The organism is Brevundimonas sp. MEB006b (genome assembly GCF_030209705.1).
In the GTDB taxonomy this organism is placed as follows: domain Bacteria; phylum Pseudomonadota; class Alphaproteobacteria; order Caulobacterales; family Caulobacteraceae; genus Brevundimonas.
This window is the reverse complement of sequence record NZ_JARVRL010000009.1, coordinates 135,779-153,950: the sequence shown is the minus strand read 5'-3', so window position 1 is coordinate 153,950 and position 18,172 is coordinate 135,779. Positions and strand designations below refer to the sequence as shown.

The 18,172-nt window shown below is 67.9% G+C and carries 14 protein-coding genes and 1 tRNA gene; 10 read left to right on the top strand and 5 right to left on the bottom strand.

Features of this window, described 5'->3' with window-relative positions:
- The first annotated feature begins 19 nt into the window (after nucleotides 1-19).
- Nucleotides 20-1,414 (top strand): methylenetetrahydrofolate--tRNA-(uracil(54)-C(5))-methyltransferase (FADH(2)-oxidizing) TrmFO, encoded by a 1,395-nt coding sequence (gene trmFO, locus QRN13_RS13720; RefSeq protein WP_284878345.1) that lies wholly within the window; start codon nucleotides 20-22, stop codon nucleotides 1,412-1,414.
- A gap of 19 nt (nucleotides 1,415-1,433) precedes the next feature.
- Here the strand turns inward: trmFO and QRN13_RS13715 are convergent, their stop codons facing one another.
- Complete coding sequence (locus QRN13_RS13715) at nucleotides 1,434-2,639, bottom strand: MFS transporter (protein WP_284878343.1); 1,206 nt, start codon at nucleotides 2,637-2,639, stop codon at nucleotides 1,434-1,436.
- A gap of 66 nt (nucleotides 2,640-2,705) precedes the next feature.
- Here QRN13_RS13715 and QRN13_RS13710 point away from each other — a divergent pair, with 66 nt between their 5' ends.
- A complete protein-coding gene (locus QRN13_RS13710) occupies nucleotides 2,706-3,197 on the top strand; it encodes a MarR family winged helix-turn-helix transcriptional regulator (protein ID WP_284878341.1) in 492 nt (163 codons plus the stop codon).
- A 1-nt stretch (nucleotide 3,198) separates the two neighbouring features.
- Here the strand turns inward: QRN13_RS13710 and QRN13_RS13705 are convergent, their stop codons facing one another.
- Entirely contained in the window at nucleotides 3,199-3,834 is a 636-nt protein-coding gene (locus tag QRN13_RS13705) for a squalene/phytoene synthase family protein (protein ID WP_284878340.1), read from the bottom strand.
- The gene (locus QRN13_RS13700) at nucleotides 3,831-4,772 is read right to left on the bottom strand and encodes a polyprenyl synthetase family protein (protein WP_055753370.1); all 942 of its coding nucleotides are present in this window, start codon (nucleotides 4,770-4,772) and stop codon (nucleotides 3,831-3,833) included. Before QRN13_RS13700 ends, QRN13_RS13705 begins: the two co-directional genes overlap by 4 nt.
- Before the next feature lie 198 nt (nucleotides 4,773-4,970).
- Between QRN13_RS13700 and QRN13_RS13695 the strand changes: the two genes are divergently transcribed.
- From QRN13_RS13695 to tgt, 3 genes are all read left to right on the top strand, one after another.
- Nucleotides 4,971-5,729, top strand: a complete 759-nt coding sequence (locus QRN13_RS13695) for a tRNA1(Val) (adenine(37)-N6)-methyltransferase (protein ID WP_284878339.1) — start codon at nucleotides 4,971-4,973, stop codon at nucleotides 5,727-5,729.
- Between the two features lie 63 nt (nucleotides 5,730-5,792).
- Complete coding sequence (locus QRN13_RS13690) at nucleotides 5,793-6,266, top strand: hypothetical protein (RefSeq protein WP_284878338.1); 474 nt, start codon at nucleotides 5,793-5,795, stop codon at nucleotides 6,264-6,266.
- Nucleotides 6,267-7,379: a tRNA guanosine(34) transglycosylase Tgt gene (gene tgt, locus QRN13_RS13685; RefSeq protein ID WP_284878337.1), complete on the top strand. Its 1,113-nt coding sequence runs from the start codon at nucleotides 6,267-6,269 to the stop codon at nucleotides 7,377-7,379.
- A gap of 3 nt (nucleotides 7,380-7,382) precedes the next feature.
- Here the strand turns inward: tgt and QRN13_RS13680 are convergent, their stop codons facing one another.
- Complete coding sequence (locus QRN13_RS13680) at nucleotides 7,383-7,922, bottom strand: hypothetical protein (RefSeq protein WP_153923226.1); 540 nt, start codon at nucleotides 7,920-7,922, stop codon at nucleotides 7,383-7,385.
- A 112-nt stretch (nucleotides 7,923-8,034) separates the two neighbouring features.
- Between QRN13_RS13680 and QRN13_RS13675 the strand changes: the two genes are divergently transcribed.
- Nucleotides 8,035-10,464 carry a PAS domain-containing protein gene (locus QRN13_RS13675; RefSeq protein WP_284878336.1) on the top strand — a complete coding sequence of 810 codons (2,430 nt, stop codon included), beginning with the start codon at nucleotides 8,035-8,037 and terminating at the stop codon, nucleotides 10,462-10,464.
- Between the two features lie 45 nt (nucleotides 10,465-10,509).
- On the opposite strand, the gene QRN13_RS13670 is transcribed toward QRN13_RS13675, so the two are convergent.
- Nucleotides 10,510-10,586, bottom strand: a tRNA-Lys gene (locus tag QRN13_RS13670).
- Nucleotides 10,587-10,674: 88 nt separating this feature from the next.
- Here QRN13_RS13670 and QRN13_RS13665 point away from each other — a divergent pair.
- The 4 genes from QRN13_RS13665 (at nucleotide 10,675) to QRN13_RS13650 (ending at nucleotide 18,170) form a co-directional block, all read left to right on the top strand.
- A complete protein-coding gene (locus tag QRN13_RS13665; protein ID WP_502868598.1) occupies nucleotides 10,675-11,763 on the top strand; it encodes a CaiB/BaiF CoA transferase family protein in 1,089 nt (362 codons plus the stop codon).
- A gap of 73 nt (nucleotides 11,764-11,836) precedes the next feature.
- Nucleotides 11,837-12,100: a hypothetical protein gene (locus tag QRN13_RS13660; protein ID WP_066626126.1), complete on the top strand. Its 264-nt coding sequence runs from the start codon at nucleotides 11,837-11,839 to the stop codon at nucleotides 12,098-12,100.
- A 44-nt stretch (nucleotides 12,101-12,144) separates the two neighbouring features.
- A complete protein-coding gene (locus tag QRN13_RS13655) occupies nucleotides 12,145-13,935 on the top strand; it encodes an autotransporter assembly complex protein TamA (protein ID WP_284878333.1) in 1,791 nt (596 codons plus the stop codon).
- A complete protein-coding gene (locus tag QRN13_RS13650; RefSeq protein WP_284878332.1) occupies nucleotides 13,932-18,170 on the top strand; it encodes a translocation/assembly module TamB domain-containing protein in 4,239 nt (1,412 codons plus the stop codon). Before QRN13_RS13655 ends, QRN13_RS13650 begins: the two co-directional genes overlap by 4 nt.
- Nucleotides 18,171-18,172 lie beyond the last annotated feature (2 nt).

Sequence of the window (18,172 nt, the reverse complement as noted above, 5' to 3'; positions counted from 1 at the left end):
CGCCCGCTAGAAGGCCGCAATGAGCGCTTCCCCCTCTCCTTCCCCCATCCACGTCATCGGCGGCGGCCTGGCCGGCTCCGAGGCCGCCTGGCAGATCGCCCAGGCCGGCGTGCCCGTCGTCCTGCACGAGATGCGCGGCGTGCCTGGCGTCAAGACTGACGCCCACCACACCGACGGCCTGGCCGAGCTGGTCTGCTCCAACTCCTTCCGCTCGGACGACTGGCAGTTCAATGCGGTCGGCCTGCTGCACGCCGAGATGCGGGCGCTGGATTCGATCATCATGGCCTGCGGCGACATCAACCAGGTGCCGGCCGGCGGCGCCTTGGCTGTGGACCGCGACGCCTTCTCCCAAGCGGTGACCGCAAAACTGACCGCCCACCCCTTGGTCACCATCGTGCGCGAAGAGATCGCGGGCCTGCCGCCGCAGGAGTGGGACAATGTCATCGTCGCCACCGGCCCCCTGACCTCCCCCGCCCTGGCCGACGCCATACTGAAGGCGACGGGCGAAGAGTCCTTGAGCTTCTTCGACGCCATCGCCCCCATCGTTCACGCCGACTCGATCGACTTCGACATCGCCTGGCGTCAGTCGCGCTATGACAAGGAGGGTCCGGGCGGCGACGCCGCCGCCTACGTCAACTGCCCGATGGACAAGGCGCAGTACGAGGCCTTCATCGACGCCCTGCTGAGCGGCCCGAAGGCTGAGTTCAAGGACTGGGAGCACGTCCCCTATTTCGACGGCTGCCTGCCCATCGAGGTCATGGCCGAGCGCGGTCGCGAGACCCTGCGTCACGGTCCGATGAAGCCGGTCGGCCTGACCAACCCCCGCGATCCGCTGGTCAAGGCCTACGCCATCGTCCAGCTGCGTCAGGACAATGCGCTTGGCACCCTGTTCAACATGGTCGGCTTCCAGACCAAGCTGAAGCACGGGGCGCAGGCCGAAACCTTCCGCATGATCCCGGGGCTTCAGAACGCCCAGTTCGCGCGCCTGGGCGGTCTGCACCGGAACACCTATCTGAACAGTCCCCAGCTGCTGGACAAGCAGCTGCGGCTGAAGGCCATGCCACGCCTGCGCTTCGCCGGACAGGTGACGGGGGTGGAAGGCTATGTCGAGAGCGCCGCCATGGGCCTGCTGACCGGCCGCCTCGCCGCCGCGCAAGCGCTGGGTCGCGACCTGGCCCCGCCGCCGCCCGAGACCGCCATGGGCGCCCTGGTCGAGCACATCACCGGGGGGCATCTGGCAGGATCGAAGTTCCAGCCGATGAACATCAACTACGGCCTACTGCCGCCGCTGGAAGCGCCCAAGGTCGATGAGGCGGGCGTCAAGATTCCGCTCAAGGAACGCGGCCGGGCCAAAAAGCGCCTGATGAGCATCAGGGCGATGGAAAGCCTGAAGGCCTGGCGCGACGCGGGCTGATTTCTGAAGGCCGGGCCGCTCAGTCCAGCTTGGACAGGCCCGGCCGGAACCCCAGTGTCATCACGCCCAGCAGGATGACGCCCACGCCCATCAGCACCCAGGCCTGGGTAAGGTCGGCCATGTGGTCGCGCAGCAGGCCGGCGCCTAACGGCGACAGGCTGGCGATGATGTAACCGCCGCCCTGGACGAAGGCGAGCAGATCCCCGGAGCGCGCGGGATCGTCGATCTGGTCCATGGACAGTATCAGGCTGAGCGGGAAGATTGCGCCGATGCCGAGGCCCAGGACGATCACGATCGGCACGGCCATGCTGAGGGGCGCGACCACAAGACCGGCCAAACCGGCCAGGGCCAGCACCAACGCCGTCAGGATCGGTCCGCGCCGATCCGGGAAGCACCCGATGGTCAGCGACACCAGCAGGCCGGCCGTCACCTCCGCAGCCGTCATGCCGCTGAGCAGATAGCCGGCCGTGGCCCTCGGCTCGCCCAGGTCGATGTAGAAGGGCGGTAGCCAGGCCAGCATCAATGTATAGGCCGAGGTCCCCAGGCCCATGATCAGGATCAGCCGCCACGCCCGCCCCTGACGCCAGAAGGGCAGCTCCGGGTCCGTCGCCTCGACCACCGCGGCGCGGTTCGGCTCTTCGGCTGCGGGGTCGCTCGACGCCGCCAGCCAGATCAGAGCGGCGACGAGGGCCGGCGCGCTCCACAGGGCCAGCGTCCCGGCCCAGCCGATCGTCTCGGCCAGACCGGCCGCGGTGGCCGCCGCGACGGCGGCGCCGCCCATGATGCCGGTGGTGTAGAGCGCCATAACCGTGCCGAACTGCGCCGGAAAGGCCCGTTTGATGACGACCGGCGCCAAGGCCTGGATCAAGGCGACGCCCACACCGACGACCGCCGCGCTGGCGATCAGGCCCGCCGTATCGCTCAGCACCGCCCGCACCAGGCAGGCTGCGCCGATCAGCAGCGCGCCCAGCAAGATCCCGCGCCGCTCGCCCAACCGCCGACGCAACGGCCGGATCGACAGGATGCCCAGACCGATCATCAGCACGGGCAAGGTGGTCAGCAGGCTGGCGGCGGTCGAACCCATGCCCGTCGCCCCCTCGATCAGGTCCAGCAGCGGCCCAACCGCCGCCATCGCCGGACGCAGGTTCAGCGCCAGGGCGACGATGGCCGCCAACAACAACAGCGACGCGCCCCGCATCGGCGTGGCGTCAGATCGTGCGGTCATGGTGGGGACTCCGACTGAAAATCACGCTAGTCTCTCGACCTCAAGTATCTCGATGTCAAGATAACCATGCCTGATAGAGCTTCTCGCGCCGCCGCCCAATGGGCCGTGCAACGCCCCGACCTGGACATGTTGCCGATGGAGGTGCTGGGACGCCTGAACGAGGCGTCGCAACTGGTGATCCGCGAGCGCCAAACGCCGCTGTTCGCGCGCCATGGTTTGCAGCACGGCGAGTTCGACGTGCTGGCGACGCTGCGCCGATCGGGCGAACGCGAAGGCCTGACGCCGACGGCGCTGTTCGAGGCGGCGATGATGTCGTCCGGCGGCATGACCGCGCGGATCGACCGGCTGGAAAAGGCGGGCTGGGTCGAGCGGCGCCCGCATCCAAGCGACCGACGGGCGACCCTGGTCCGTCTGACGGAAAGGGGTTTTGACCTGATCGAGACGATCATGCCCAGCCACCAGGAGACGGCCAAAGAGGCCTTGAGCGGCCTGTCGCGAGAAGATCAGAAAACGCTGAACGCCCTGCTGACCCGCTTGATCGCCGGCCTGAACGGCTAGGTCAGATCCGGCCGCGCAGCACGGCCCAGAGCAGGCGCAGCCGCTTCAGCGGCTCCGGCCGGTCCGGATCGGTCAGGGCGGTGTGAGCTACGGCCGGGAAGCCGGCAGGCGGCAGGCGTTTCAGCGCCCCGTTGGCGGCGGATTTCAGGGACGCCGCCTCCTGGCGCCGGCCGGTCTGCGTCAGCCCCCAGACGCGGGCCGCATCGGCCACGGCGGCGTCATGCCCCTGCCCTGCCAGCACACGCGTCGCGACCTGCATTGGGCCAACGTAGAAGGCGTCGAGGTCGTGCGGCTGTTCGCGCACGCGGCCGATGTGGGCGTCGATCAAGGCGTCGAACGGCGCGCGGTCCAGGCCGTGGCGCGCGACAAGATCAGTCAGGGCCTCCAGCACCGGATGGCCCTTGCGCGGCACGCCGGCGAAGACACCGTCCATCTGTTCCGCCCACCAGGTATAGCGCATCTCGGCCAGGAGTGGCTGGGTCACGCGCGTGGGGATGGTCATCAGCTCGGCTTCGAAGGCGTACAGCGTGATCAGGTCAGCGCGGACGCGGTTATCCGCGACCAGGCGGCTGGACAGCCAGCGGTCGAGGTCGGCAGTGCGGACCTGTTGGTCGAGCGTATCCGCAGTCTCGGTCAAGCGGCGCGCGACACCGCGAAATCGGCCAGGTCTTCCAGCGCCGCGCGCCAGTCGCTGGACGGCAGGACCGACAGGGCCGCCTTGGCCTGATCGGCATAGTCGCCGGCTAGATCCAGGGTCGCGCCGATGGCGCCCGAGCCGATGATCAGTTCGCGGGCGCGGGTGAAGTCTTCGGGCGTCCGCTCGCCCTTGGTCACGGTGCGTTCCCAGAAGGCTTCCTCGCGGCCGCGCGTGCGAGCGACCGCCAGCAGCAGCGGCAGGGTCGCCTTGCCCTCGTTGAAATCGTCGCCGGCGTTCTTGCCCAAGGCCTCGGCTGTCGCGCCGTAGTCCAGGGCGTCGTCGGCCAGTTGGAAGGCGATGCCCAACGCCATGCCGTAGTCGCGCAGGGCTTTGATCGCGGCCGGATCGGCGCCGGCGCCCACCGCGCCCGCCTCGGCGGCCGCGGCGAACAGTTCGGCGGTCTTGGCCGAGATGATCTGCAGATAGGTGGCCTGGTCCAGATTGAGGTCGTGGGCGCGCGTCAGTTGCAGCACCTCGCCTTCGGAAATCACGCGCGAAGCCTCGGCCAAAATGCCCAGGGCGCGCATCGAGTCCGTTTCGACCATCAGTTCGAAGGCGCGGGCGAACAGGAAGTCGCCAACGAGGACGCTGGTCGGGGCGCCCCAGATCAGGTGGGCCGCGACCTTGCCCCGACGCAGTTCGGACGCATCGACGATGTCGTCGTGCAGGAGCGTGGCGGTGTGAATGAACTCGACCGCAGCGGCCAGCTTGCGCGGCGCCACGATGTCGTCCGTCGCGCCCACGGCCCGCGCGGCGGCGACGGTCATCAGGGGACGCAGACGCTTTCCGCCCGCCGACACCAGATGTTCGGCCAGTTTCGGAATGATCGGCACGTCCGATTGCATCCGATCCAGGATCAGGGCGTCCACGGCCGCCATATCGACCTCAGCCAGCCGGACAAGGGCGTTGACGTCCCCCTTCGGGCGGTGAGCGGCGGCGATGGCGACGTCCAAACGAATACTCTTTCACTGGCGCGGCGGGCCGCGGGAATGGCTTTTTGCGGCCGGGCCGGCTTGCCCCCGCGAGTTGCGGCGCACAATGATGTTCGACCCCTTGGGGGTCAAGGAGATTGAGGCTTGGAGCCGGTCGAAACCCTGCCGACGACGATCGTCGAGAACGGCCTGTTGAACGGCCGGGTGCGCTTGCGTCAACCCGCGCGCGGCTATCGCGCCGGGATGGATGCGGCTTTGCTGGCGGCGGCGGTCCCGGCGGAGGCGGGCCAGAGCGTGATCGAGGCGGGCTGCGGGGCCGGCGCGGTCCTGATGCAGATCGCGGCGCGGCGGCCCGGCGTGGCCCTGACGGGCGTGGAGCGCGATCCGGCGATGGCGGCGCTGGCGACCGAGAATGCGGCGCTGAACAGCACAGCTGGATCCGTCGTGATTCGTCAGGGCGACGTGGCGGCCGGGTTTCGGGCCCTGGGCGTGGAACCGGTCGACTGGGCCATATCCAATCCGCCCTTCTTCGATGACGCCACGGCGTTGCGCGCCCCAGCCGAGGGCAAGCGGGGCGCCTGGATGGCCGACGACGGGCTGAAGGCGTGGACCGATTTCCTGTTGAAGGCGGTGAAGGAAGGCGGGCGCATCGTGGTCGTTCACCGCGCCGACCGACTGGCCGATCTGCTGGCTCTGCTGGGCGAAAAGGCGGGGTCGTTCGCCGTGCGGCCGATCCATCCCTTCGCGGACGAGCCGGCCAAGCGGGTGCTGGTGCACGCCATCAAGACCGGGCGCGCGCCGCTGCGACTGCTGCCGCCGCTGATCCTGCACGATCGCGAGGGCGGCAAACACACCGCCCAGGCCGAGGCGATCCTGCGCGGCGAGGCGTCGCTGGGATGGTGATCGGGTGGTCAATCGCGACCGGAACGCCTAAATGCCGCCTCCTGACGAAACCGAGCCCGCCCCGTGTCACCCGACGACCTTCCGCATGATCTTCAAGACGGCCTGATCGCCGTCGGCGAGGCCGCGCGCGACCTGCGCGAGCCGTGGTGGATCTTCGGCGGGGCGGCCATGGCGCTCTATGGCCTGACCGACATCCATGTGCCCGACATCGACGTGCTGTGCGCGCCGCGTGATGCGCGCAGCCTGCTGGGCGAGCTGGGCGGCGTGGTGATACCCGATCCGGGCGAAGGTCTGTTCCGCTCCGCCGTCTTCGGGCGCGCGCCGGATCAGCCGATCCTGGTCGAGGTCATGGCCGATCTGGAGACCCGCGACGGCGGCGACTGGACCCCGGTCGCCTTCGGCTCGCGCCGCCGTGTCTTCGTCGAGGACACGCCCCTGTTCGTCCCGGACATCCGGGACCACATCGCCCTGTATCGCCTGTTCGGCCGCCCCAAGGATCTGGCGCGCGTCGAACAGCTTGAACGACTGATCGCCTGAATGCCTTTCCCCTTCCAGATTTCCGCCACCGAGGGCCGCGCCCGCACCGGGGTGCTGAAGACCGCGCGCGGCGACATCCGCACCCCTGCCTTCATGCCGGTCGGCACTGCCGCCACGGTCAAGGCGATGACGGTGGATCAGGTCAAGGCGACCGGCGCCGACATCCTGCTGGGCAACACCTATCACCTGATGCTGCGCCCTGGGCCCGAGCGGATGGAGCGTCTGGGCGGGCTTCACAAGTTCATGGGCTGGGACAAGCCGATCCTGACCGACAGCGGCGGATTCCAGGTCATGTCCCTGGCCGGCATCTCCAAGGTGAAGGAGGAGGCCGTGACCTTCTCCAGCCACATCGACGGCTCCAAACACGTTCTGACGCCCGAACGCTCGATCGAGATTCAGGCCGACCGTATCGGCGCCGACATCTCGATGCAGTTGGACCAGTGCGTCGCCTATCCGGCCGAGAAGGATGCAGCCAGAAAGGCGATGGAGCTGTCGATCCGCTGGGGCGCGCGCTCCAAGGCCCGTTTCGGGCAGCGTGAGAACCAGGCCCTATTCGGCATCCAGCAAGGGTCGACCTTCGAGGACCTGCGCCGCCAGTCGTCGGAACAGCTTCAAGAGATCGGCTTCGACGGCTACGCCATCGGCGGTCTGGCGGTCGGCGAAGGCCACCAGGCCATGTGCGAGGTGCTGGACTATGCGCCCGAAATGCTGCCGCCCGACCGTCCGCGCTATCTGATGGGCGTGGGCAAACCTGTCGATCTGGTCGAGGCGGTGTATCGCGGCGTGGACATGTTCGACTGCGTCCTGCCGACCCGCGCCGGCCGTCACGGCCAGGCCTGGACCTGGGACGGGCCGCTGAACCTGAAGAACGCCCGGTTCGCCGAGGATCAGGATCCGCTGGACCCGACCATCGACGGCCCATCATCGTCGTATTCGAAGGCTTATCTGCACCACCTGATCCGCGCCGATGAAATCCTCGGCAAGGTTCTGCTGAGCTGGCACAACATCGCCTTTTATCAGGCGCTGACGGCGGCCATGCGCGCGGCGATTTCCGAGGGTCGTTTCGAGCAGTTCAGGCGCGACTTCCACGCCCGCCACACGTCGAACGGCTGACGCCTAAGGGTGCGGTCTGAACCAGCTGGGCGCCGCCGGCGGCGCGCAGTTCCGCTGCATGCCCATCCCCTTCAGGAAGGCGCGGCGCATTCGGCCCGACTGGATGGCCGATTGAACGTGCTTTGAATGCTGTTCGGCGCCGCTCAATCGACGAATCCAGTTCCGGCCGGGAATAAAGTCGGTCGTCGTGTCGCGAATGGCGTTCAGCGCCGCCCTGGCCGCCGCATCCGCCGCCCGCTCGCTGAGATAGGAGCCGTCCTGACGCGGCGGTTCGTCCGTATCGGGTCCCAGCGCCTCGTCCAACCGTGCGACTTCTGCGCCGATGGTCGTGCACTGATTCAGATTGCGCAGGTCGTAGGGATTGGCTTCGGCTTGCAGCAGCACCGTCGGGATCATCTGACGACGCAGGTTGAAGTCTTCCAGCGGCGCCGTCGCCGCCGCCGCAAAGCCCGCCCCGACCTGTTCGGCGCCGCCCATCGCCGACCGACCGGCATTGCAACCGGAAAGCGCAACAAGACTGACTGCGAGAAGAAGGCGTTTCATGGGTTGGCTTAGACCACGCCTAGGCTGGCGATTAAAGCGTAGCGGCGGAAGCGGTCGGTAACGAAGAATTCTCTGATTTTAGGTCACTTTGACCGGTCGTTGGAGTTCGGTCGTGCCTTACATCGCCAAGAGCCTGGAAGCCCTGGACGCCCCTGCTGGTCCGTTCCAACGTCTTACGGAACTGGCCTGCACGGTTTTCGATGCGCCCGCCGCCGTCGTCACCCTGGTCAGCGGCGACAACGCCGTCCTGTGGTGCAGCGATCGTGAACTGGTTCGAAGCCTGCCGCGCGAACGCACTCTCGGCGACCGTCTGCTGCGCCAGGGCAAGGGCGCCGTCCTGGTGGTCGAAGACGGCCTGGCGGACCCCGCAGCGCGCAATCATTTCCTGGTGGCGCCCCCCTACAATCTGCGTTTCTACGCCGGCGTGACGATCTGCGGCCCGGACGGTCAGCCGCTGGGCGCGTTCGGCGTCATGGATCGCAAACCCCGCCCTCACCCCTCCGACGCCCAGATCGCAACGCTGCGAACCTTGGGCGCCATGGCCGAAGACATCATCGCGTCGTTGGAAGTCGGTCGCGTCAGCGATGAGCGCCACGGCACGCTGGAGCTGATTGAAAACATGGCCGGGGTCGGTCATTGGCGGTTGGAACTGGCCAGCGGCAAGGTCCACTGGTCCGACGAAGTGTTCCGCATCCACGGTCTAGATCGCAAAACCTTCGATCCGCAGGTCGATTCGGCCATCGATCGCTATCACCCCGACGACAGGCCCGGATTGTTGGCGGCGATCGCACACTCGGCCGAAACCGGCGATGGCTACAAAATGCGTCTTCGGCTGATCCGCGCCGATGGCGAGGAGCGTGCGGTTCTGACCCAGGCGCGCGCCGAACGTGACGACGCCGGGGTCGTGAAGGTCCTTTACGGCGTGTTTCAGGACATCACAGACCAGCAGGCCCAGATCGCCCGCGCTCAGCGTGACGAGGCGCGCTATCGGCTATTGGCTGAAAACGTGGGCGACGTGATCACCCGCGTTCGCCCGGACGGCACCAGCAAATACATCTCGCCGGCGATCGAAAGCCTGCTCGGCTGGACCACCGAAGAGATGAACGGCCGGCCCATGGACTATGTCCATCCTGATGATCGGGAAATGGTGACCCGGGCCGTGCTGGGCACCATCCACACCAAGGAGCCGTGCCGGCTGGAGCACCGCGCCCTTCATCGCGACGGTTCGATCGTCTGGGTCGAATGCACCTTCCGCGCCCTGGCCGCCGAGGCGGGCAAGCCGTCGGAGGTGGTGGTGGTCATCCGTGACATGACGGATCGCAAGATCCTGGCCGACGAACTGGTCACCGCGCGCGACCGGGCCGAGGCGGCGGCGGCGGCCAAGAGCGAGTTCCTGGCGAACATGAGCCACGAACTGCGCACGCCTCTGACCAGCGTCATCGGCTTTTCCAACCTGCTGAAAGCCAGCGAGGCCTTGCCCGAGGCCGAGAAGGGCTATGTCGCGCGCATCGCCACCGCCAGCGAGGCCCTGCTGTCGGTGATCAACGACGTGCTGGACTATTCCAAGCTCGAAGCCGGCATGATCGAGCTGGAGCCGCAGCGTTTCAACCCGGCCGCCCTGGCGCACGAGACGGTCCAGATGATGGAGGCCCAGTGTCTGGCCAAGGGTCTGGCGCTGCACGTCGATCTGGCGCCGGACTTGCCGGATCGCCTGATGGGCGACCAGGCCCGTCTTCGGCAGGTCCTGCTGAACCTGCTGGGCAATGCGGTGAAGTTCACCAGCCAGGGCTCGGTCAGTCTGTCGGTCGGGGGAGCCTTGGAGGCAAACGGCGCATGGCGGCTGACGGCCGAGGTGACCGATACCGGCATCGGCATGAGCCCCCAGACTCAGGCCCATCTGTTCGAACGTTTCTCACAGGCGGATCGGTCGACGACGCGGCTCTACGGCGGCACCGGCCTGGGGCTCGCGATCTCGCGGCGACTGGCGCGAGCGATGGACGGCGACATCGTCGTCACGAGCCAGCCCGGCCTGGGATCGACGTTCAAGGTGACCGTCCCGCTGCACATCGCCGAGGGCGGATCGGAGGCCGAGGGACCGCGCCTCAGCGTGATGCCCGAGGGCCGCGTGTTGATCGCCGACGACGCACCGGCCAACCGCGAACTGATCAGCGTCATCCTTGTCGGCATGGGACTGGAGGTCGCTACCGCCAGCGATGGGGCCGAAGCGGTGCATGCGGTGCAGTCCGAAGTCTACGACCTCGTCCTGATGGATATGCAGATGCCGGTCATGGACGGCCTGACGGCCACGCGTGAGATTCGCCGTATCGAGCAGGGCGGCGGACGCCGACTGCCGATCATCGCCCTGTCCGCCAATGTTCAGCCGGACCAGATCCAGCTGTGTCGCGACGCCGGCATGGACGACCACCTGGCCAAGCCGCTGCAACTGCCCGCCCTAGTCGCCACCCTGTCGAAGTATCTCGACAAATCGAACGCTCCGATCGCGGCAGATACGACTGCGCCCGGTCGTTTCGCGACGCACTGAAGGCAAGGCCCAGACAGCAAAAAGCCCGCCGAAGCGGGCTTTAAATGGTACGTCCTCTCGGGCTCGAACCGAGGACCCTCTGATTAAAAGTCAGATGCTCTAACCAACTGAGCTAAGGACGCACCGCGCGACGTCCGGGCTGGCCCGAACCGTCGAAGGGCGCCTTCTGTTGTAATCCGGCCTTCCGGTCAAGACCCGGTCTGCTACTCATTGGGCATGAAACCGTTAAATGGCGTCCGCATCATCGAATTCGACGGCTTGGGGCCGGTCACCTTCGCCGGAATGATGCTGGCGGACCTGGGAGGGGAGGTGGTGCGGCTGACGCGCGACGCCTCGGCCAGACCGGCGATCTTCGACGAGGTCGGAGGCGAGGTCCTGCATCGGGGACGAGCGGCCGTTCCGGTCGATCTGAAATCACCGGCTGATCGCGAGCGCATCCTGCAACTGATCGATGGGGCCGACGCAGTGATCGAAGGTTTTCGACCCGGCGTCATGGAGCGGCTGGGCTATGGTCCCGACGTTGTCCAAGCGCGAAAGCCCGCGCTGGTGTTTGGGCGCGTGACGGGATGGGGCCAGACGGGGCCGCTAGCGAACACGGTCGGGCATGATCTGAACTACATCGGCCTGTCGGGCGTCTTGCACGCCATGGGCGAGGCGCATCGTCCGCCCTCCCCGCCGTTGAACCTGGTCGGAGATTATGGCGGCGGGGCCATGCTGCTGGTGGTCGGGGTGCTGGCCGCGCTGGTGGAGGCCAGGACGACGGGCCAGGGAAGCGTGGTGGACGCCGCCATGACGGACGGGGCGGCTCTGCTGGGCGGTCTATTCCAAGCCTTGCGGGGTCGAGGACTATGGAGCGACCGGCGCGGATCCAACCTGCTGGACGGGGGCGCGCCCTTCTATCGCTGCTACGCCTGTCGCGACGGCGGGTTCGTGGCGGTGGCGGCGCTGGAGCCGCGTTTCTACGCTGCGCTTCTGGCCGGCTTGGAGATCGATCCGGCTGATGCGGTTCAATACGACATCGCCGCCTGGCCGGCCCTGCAGGCGCGGCTTGCGGCCTTGTTCGCAAGCCGCGACCGCGACGACTGGAGCGCCCATTTCGCCGGGACGGAAGCCTGTGTCACGCCCGTGCTTAGCCTGACCGAGGCACTAGATCATCCGCACAATCAGGCGCGTGGAACATTCCACGGCGGCCTGCCGCAACCCGCCCCCCGTTTCGACGGCGTTAGTGCTGCGCCCACCCCCAAGTCCGAACTGACCTTGGATCAAATGGTCACAAAATGGTCCGATCACGCAGGATGACCGACGCAGATTTCGGCGCTAAGGGAACAGCTTAGCGCGACAGGCGTTTGGTCGGCGGAGACCGGGGACTTTCATGACACGCTCGATTTTTGTCTTGGCCGCCGCCGCTAGCGTGCTCGCGCTGTCGGCCTGCGACGACCGTCCTTCGCGCTCGGATGACGACTATCGCGAGATGTCGGTCGAGCCGGCGCCTCCGCCGGTCAAGGAAGAAACTCCCCCGCCCGCGCCAGAGGTTCAGGATCCGACGCCCACGCCTCCGCCGTCGACGACGCTTCCGCCTGAGGAACGCACGTCGGAACAGTCGGTCCAGCCCGAAAGCGAGACGCTGTTCTACTGACGAACAGGTATGCCGGGGGGCGTCCTTTTGACGAAAGATCGAGTTTGACGTTCAGGCCTACCCTGCTGGTCGCCCTCGCGGCGTTTTCGGCCTGCGCCCATGCAGCGGCGGCGGAACCCCGCGCGCAGATCCGGGGCGACATGGACGGCGATCTGCGGCGGGCGCTGGAGCGGGCTGTGGGCGAGGTTGACGGCGCGCCAGCCAGCCGCTTCGAGGCCCGTCGTCGCGCCGAGAGCGCCGTGACCTCGGCGACCGCCCTGCTGCGGTCCGAAGGCTACTATCAACCGGTCGTCGAAGACATCGTCGAGGGCGAGGAGACGCCGATCGCGGTGGTCTTGGTCGAACCGGGGCGCCGTTTCCTGCTGACCGATCCGACGATCCAGTGGGCCGATCCCGCGCCGGAAGCCGAGGCGGCGGACAAGGCCAAAGACGCCATTGCCCTGAAGGTCGGCGATCCGGGGCGGGCGGCGGACGTCATATCGGGCGAAGGCCGGGCCGTGGCAGCGTTGGTGCGTGACGGCTATGCCGACGCCAAGGCCAATCCGCGCCGTGTCGTGGTGGATCACGCGGCCTTCACTGTCGCGCCGGAGTATCGCATCGCCTCCGGCGCGCTGGTGCGTCTGGACGGCGTGCGTCTGACCAGCCAGGGCCGCACCAATCCCGCCTGGGTCGCGGGCCTGGCGCCGTGGAACGAGGGCGATCGCTACGATCCCGAAATGGTCGCGGAGCTGGAACGCCGGCTGCTGGACACCGGCGTCTATGACGGCGTCAGCGTCGCGTTGTCGCCGCTGGACCAGATCACCGCCGATGGTCATCGCCCCGTGGTGGTCAGCCTGCAAGACCGCCCCCGTCGCGTGCTGGAGGCCGGCGCCACCTGGTCGACGGCGGAGGGCGCGGGCGTGGACGTGATCCAGACCCGCTACAACCGCTTCGGCCGCGCGGACACGCTGAGGCTGGAAGCGCGGCTGGCAGACATCGACAGCCGGATCGGCGCCGACCTGTCTCTGCCCCACTGGCGTCGGCCCGGCCGGACGCTCAAACTGGGCGCGGCGGTGGTCAACGAAGACACCGACGCCTATCTGCGCACCGCCGTGGTTCTGTACGCCGACCTGCAACAGCGGATCGGCAAGACCTCCTATTTCAACTACGGAATCGGGCTGGACGCCGGGCGCTACAGCGAGACTCGCTACGACTTCACCACCCTGCCGCCGCAGCGCGTGACCTTTGACCGTGATCTGGCGATCATCACGGCGCGGACCAGCGCCTATATCGACCGCTCCAATGATCCGCTGAACCCGACCAAGGGCTGGCGGGTCAATCTGGCGGTTCAGCCGACGGCGGTGACCGGCGAGAGCAACATCCTGTTCCTGCGCACCGAAACGCAAGGCACCGCCTATTTCCCCGTCGCGGGTGATCGCACCATCCTGGCCGGACGCATGAAGATCGGCTCCATCGTCGGCGGCAGCGAGTTGAACGTGCCGGCCGACCGTCTGTTCTATTCCGGCGGCGGGGGTTCGGTGCGGGGCTATTCGTACCAGAACGTCAATCCGCAGCTGCCGGACGGCACGCCGCGGGGCGGTCTGTCGCTGTTCGAAACCTCGTTCGAGGTGCGCCAGTCGATCGGTCAGAGCTTCCAGGCCGTGGGCTTCGTCGATGCCGGCTCCGTGGGATTCCAGGAAACCCCGAACCTGACCAATATGCGCTACGGCGCGGGCGTGGGCGTGCGCTACATGCTGCCGTTCGGGCCCATACGGGCGGATGTCGCCATGCCGCTGAACAAACGTGAGGGCGACTCGGCCTTCCAGATCTACATCAGCATCGGGCAGGCGTTTTGACCGATACACCGCCCGAAGCCACGCCTGAAGAAGCGACGACGCCGGCCAAGGCCGCGCGGCCCGCCAAGCCGCGTCGCGGGCTGGTCAGGCGCATCGCTCTGGGCGTGGGCGTGGTGGTGGCCGGACTGCTGGTGCTGATCGCCGCCGCCCTGGTCGGAGGGCGTTACTACATCGCCTCGGACGGCGGTCGCGACATGGTTTTGCAACGGCTTCAGGACCTGAAGATCAGCCGCTACGGCCGGCTGAAGGTCTATGGGCTGAAGGGCGATCTACTCAGCGACTTCACCATCGACCGCATCACATTGGCCGACAGTCAGGGCATCTGGCTGGAGGCGAACAACCTCAGCATGGACTGGTCGTATCTGGCCCTGCTGGGCCGCAGCTTCCATGCGAACGACATCAAGGCCGAGACCATTCGCGTCCTGCGTCGGCCCGTGGTCGAGCCGCCCACTGGCGAACCGCCCAGCCCTCAGCCGATCTCTGTCCGCATCGACAAGTTCGCGGCCAACATCGAACTGATGGAAGGTTTCTCCAAGGAATACGGCCGTTGGAGCCTGTCGGGGAACGCCAGCCTGCCACGCGCCGGCGCCAAGAGCGCGACGGTCAACGCCGACAGCCTGAACCGACCGGGCGACTTCCTGCGTCTGGCGGCGACCTTTGGCGGCAAGCTGGAAGACACCCGGCTGAACCTTCGCGCCAATGAGGCCCAGGGCGGACCGCTGGCCGGGGCCTTGGGCTATTCCCCGGATCAGCCGTTCTCGGCGGTAGCGGTTCTGAACGCCGATGTCGTCAATGCGCGGGTCCAGACGGGACGATTCGTCCCCCTGATCGTCCAGGGCCATTTCGGCGACAAGGGCTCTCGCGTCGCGGGCTTCGCCGACTTCAGCAACTCGGACCTGCTGGCGCCTTTCGTCACCAAGATCGGCCGCACCGCGCGGTTCGGCTTCGCCATGGTTCCGACACCGGACAAGGCCAGCCAGGGCGTGGCGTGGAAGCTGATTTCCGACAATGTCCAGTCCGAAGCGCGCGGCCTGATCCGCAACTCCGACCGCAGTTCGCCCGACGGAATCAGCCTCAATATTCAGACGGCCTCGCTGAGCCGGCTGGTCGGGTCCGATGTGGCGGGACCAGCGGCCTATTCCGGCCTGTTCAAGGGCGACGCCCAGACCTGGACGCTGGATGGCCAGGTCACCCTGCTGAACGCCAATGTGGCCAGCTATCGCGCCACGCGCATCGCCGGACCGTTGAACGTCGCGGTCAAGAACGGCCGGATTGATCTCGACGGCGACATTCGCGCGAACGGCGGATCGGGCGAAGGCATCATCGGCGGCCTCTTGGGTCCCGCCCCGCGCGTGCAGATGAAGGCGGCGCGGATGAAGGACGGGGCCATCCTGCTGACCAAGGTCGATCTGCAGGGCCAGGGCCTGACGCTGAACGGCTCGGGCTCGCGCAATCTGCTGGGCGGGATGAACTTCCGCGGCGAGGCGCAGTTGACCGACGCCAGGCGCGTGCTGCCGGACGCCCGCGGCGCCTTCGGCGGTCCGATCCGGGCTTCGTCGGGGCGGCCCGGCGCTCCGTGGGTGCTGAACTTCGACGGACGGGGCCGCAATCTGACTGTGGGTCTGGACGAACTGGATCGCCTGCTCGGCAAGACCCCGCGCCTGCAACTGGCCGGCAAGCTGAACGGCGGACGCATCGAGCTCGAGCGCGGCGAACTGACCGGCGCGGCCGGTCGCGCGGGGGCCAAGGGCATTATCGAAACCGCCGGCAAGCTGAGGCTGGCGCTGGACTGGAACGCGCGTGGCCCGTTCGCGGCCGGGCCGGTCGAGGTCGGCGGCGACATGAACGGACGCGGCGCCCTGACCGGCACTCTGGCCCAGCCGCGCGTCGATCTGACCGCCGGCTTCCAGCAGGTCACGGCCGGCGCCCTGACGCTGAACAACGCCGACCTGACGCTCAGCTTCCGCAAGGGCGCAGATGCGTCGGACGGCCGGATTTCGGTGGTCAGCGGCTCGAACTATGGACCGGCGCGCGCTTCGGGCAACTTCTTCCTGGGCGGCAAGCGCATCCGATTGAGCGATCTGGACGTGGACGCCGGCGGCGTGACGGCCAGGGGCGCCATCGCCCTGTCCGACAGCATTCCCTCTAGCGCGGACCTGACGTTCTCGGCGCGCGCGGGGGCCTTCCTGGCTTCGGGCGAAGCCAACGGACGGGTGCGGCTGACCGACGGCGGCGGATCGGACAGCGCCATTCTGGACGTCAGCGGTCGCAACGTCCGGCTGGCGGGTCAGAACTGGATCATTCGCAATCTGGATCTGGACGGACGCGGCACGCTGAACAACCTGCCCTTCACCCTGGCGCTGGACGTGGGCGGCCCCAACCCGGCCCAGTTCAACGGCACGGGCGTCTATTCGCGTCAGAACACGACGCACGGTCTGACGCTGCGCGGCGGCGGCCGGGTGCGCGAGGTGGCCTTCACAACCCGCAGTCCCGCCTCGATCACCCTGAACGGCGCCACGCGTACGGCGCATCTGGATCTGGGCGTGGGCGGCGGCGTGCTGCTGGCCGACCTGCGTCAGGATGCGCGCGGCGCCGCGATCCAGGCCGACCTGACGCGGGTCGATCTGGGCTCCATCTCGCCCGAACTGCGCGGCAGCGTGACCGGTCAGGTCGCCCTGCGCGGCGTCGGCAGCGATCTGTCGGGCACGGCCAATATTGCGCTCCAGAACGTGCGCAGCATCGATGCGCCGCGCGGCCTGGCCGTCGACGGGCGCGTGGACGCTACACTGGCGGGCGACCGGCTGAGCATCAAGGCGACGGCGGTCGACGAGGGCGCGGTTCAGGCCTCGGCTGACGTCGTCCTGCCGGTCGAGGCCTCGGCGGCGCCGCTGCGGCTCGCCATCGCCCGGACGCGCGAAATGTCGGGCCGGGTGTCGATCAACGGTCAGATCCAGCCGATCTGGGACCTGTTCCTGGGCGGCGACCGCAGCCTGTCGGGCCAGGTGGCGGGTCAGGCGACGATCGGCGGGACGCTGAACGCACCGCGTCTGAACGGCCGGTTCGATCTGAGCCAAGGCTCCTATCGTGAGAATGCGGTCGGTCTGGTGCTCAGCGACCTGACGCTGCGGACCCGGTTCGACGACACAGCCGCCCAGATCGAAACCTTCACGGCCAACGATGGCAAGGGCGGCACGGTGTCCGGCCAGGGCCGCATCGGTCTGCGCCAAGGTTCCGGATCGAACGCACAACTGATGCTGAACCGCTTCCGGGTCATTGACAACGATATCGCCGAGGCGCGCGCCTCGGGCCCGATCACCATCGTTCGCGGCGCCGACGGCAATATTCAGCTGGGCGGCCGCATCGACATCGACGAGGCCAAGATCGAACCGGAACTGCCCGGCGCGACCGGCATCGTCTCGATGGATGTGGTCGAGATCAATCGTCCCGGCGGCGATCCGGAGGAGACGGAGCAGAAGGCGCGCGGCCCGCAGATCGGGATGGACATCGTCCTGCGTTCCAGCGGCGGCAAGGTGCGGGTCAACGGTCGCGGCCTGAACGTGATCCTGGACGTGAACGCCCGGGTGCGTGGCACGATCGCCCAGCCGCAACTGACCGGCACGGCCAATGTGGTGCGCGGCGATTATGAGTTCGCGGGCAAGCGGTTCGTGTTCGACGACACCGGGCGCGTCACCCTGTCGACCGATCCCAAGCAGATCCGCCTGAACCTGGCGGCGACGCGTGAGGACGCGGCCCTGACCGCCTCGATCAACGTCACGGGCACGGCGGCCGAACCCAAGATCGCCCTGACCTCCACCCCGTCCCTGCCCCAGGACGAAATCCTGTCGCAGGTGCTGTTCGGACGGTCGGCGTCACAGCTGTCGGCCTTCGAGGCGGCGCAGCTGGCGGCCGGGGTCGCGGCCCTGGCGGGCGGGGGCGGGTTCGACGTGATCGGCAACCTGCGCGAACTGGCGGGTCTGGACCGGCTGTCGTTCGGCGGCGACGCGTCTGCGGTCACCGTTGCGGGCGGTCGCTACATCACCGACGACGTCTATCTGGAGGTCATCGGCGGCGGTCAGAACGGTGCGGCGGTCAAGGTCGAATGGCAGCCTCGGCGCAACGTCGCCATCGCCTCGCAGTTCGGCGGCCAGGGCCAGACAAGCCTGTCGATCCGCTGGCGTCACGAAAGCCGCGAGGCGGGCGACCGTCGTCCGAACCGGGGCGGCCGGAACCGGTAGGC

What these genes read in the sequence shown, in the direction of transcription:
- trmFO (WP_284878345.1), top strand. Translation starts at nt 20, where the DNA reads ATGAGCGCTTCCCCCTCTCCTTCCCCCATCCACGTCATCGGCGGCGGC.
- QRN13_RS13715 (WP_284878343.1), bottom strand. Translation starts at nt 2,639, where the DNA reads ATGACCGCACGATCTGACGCCACGCCGATGCGGGGCGCGTCGCTGTTG.
- QRN13_RS13710 (WP_284878341.1), top strand. Translation starts at nt 2,706, where the DNA reads ATGCCTGATAGAGCTTCTCGCGCCGCCGCCCAATGGGCCGTGCAACGC.
- QRN13_RS13700 (WP_055753370.1), bottom strand. Translation starts at nt 4,772, where the DNA reads ATGGCGGCCGTGGACGCCCTGATCCTGGATCGGATGCAATCGGACGTG.
- tgt (WP_284878337.1), top strand. Translation starts at nt 6,267, where the DNA reads ATGCCTTTCCCCTTCCAGATTTCCGCCACCGAGGGCCGCGCCCGCACC.
- QRN13_RS13680 (WP_153923226.1), bottom strand. Translation starts at nt 7,922, where the DNA reads ATGAAACGCCTTCTTCTCGCAGTCAGTCTTGTTGCGCTTTCCGGTTGC.
- QRN13_RS13660 (WP_066626126.1), top strand. Translation starts at nt 11,837, where the DNA reads ATGACACGCTCGATTTTTGTCTTGGCCGCCGCCGCTAGCGTGCTCGCG.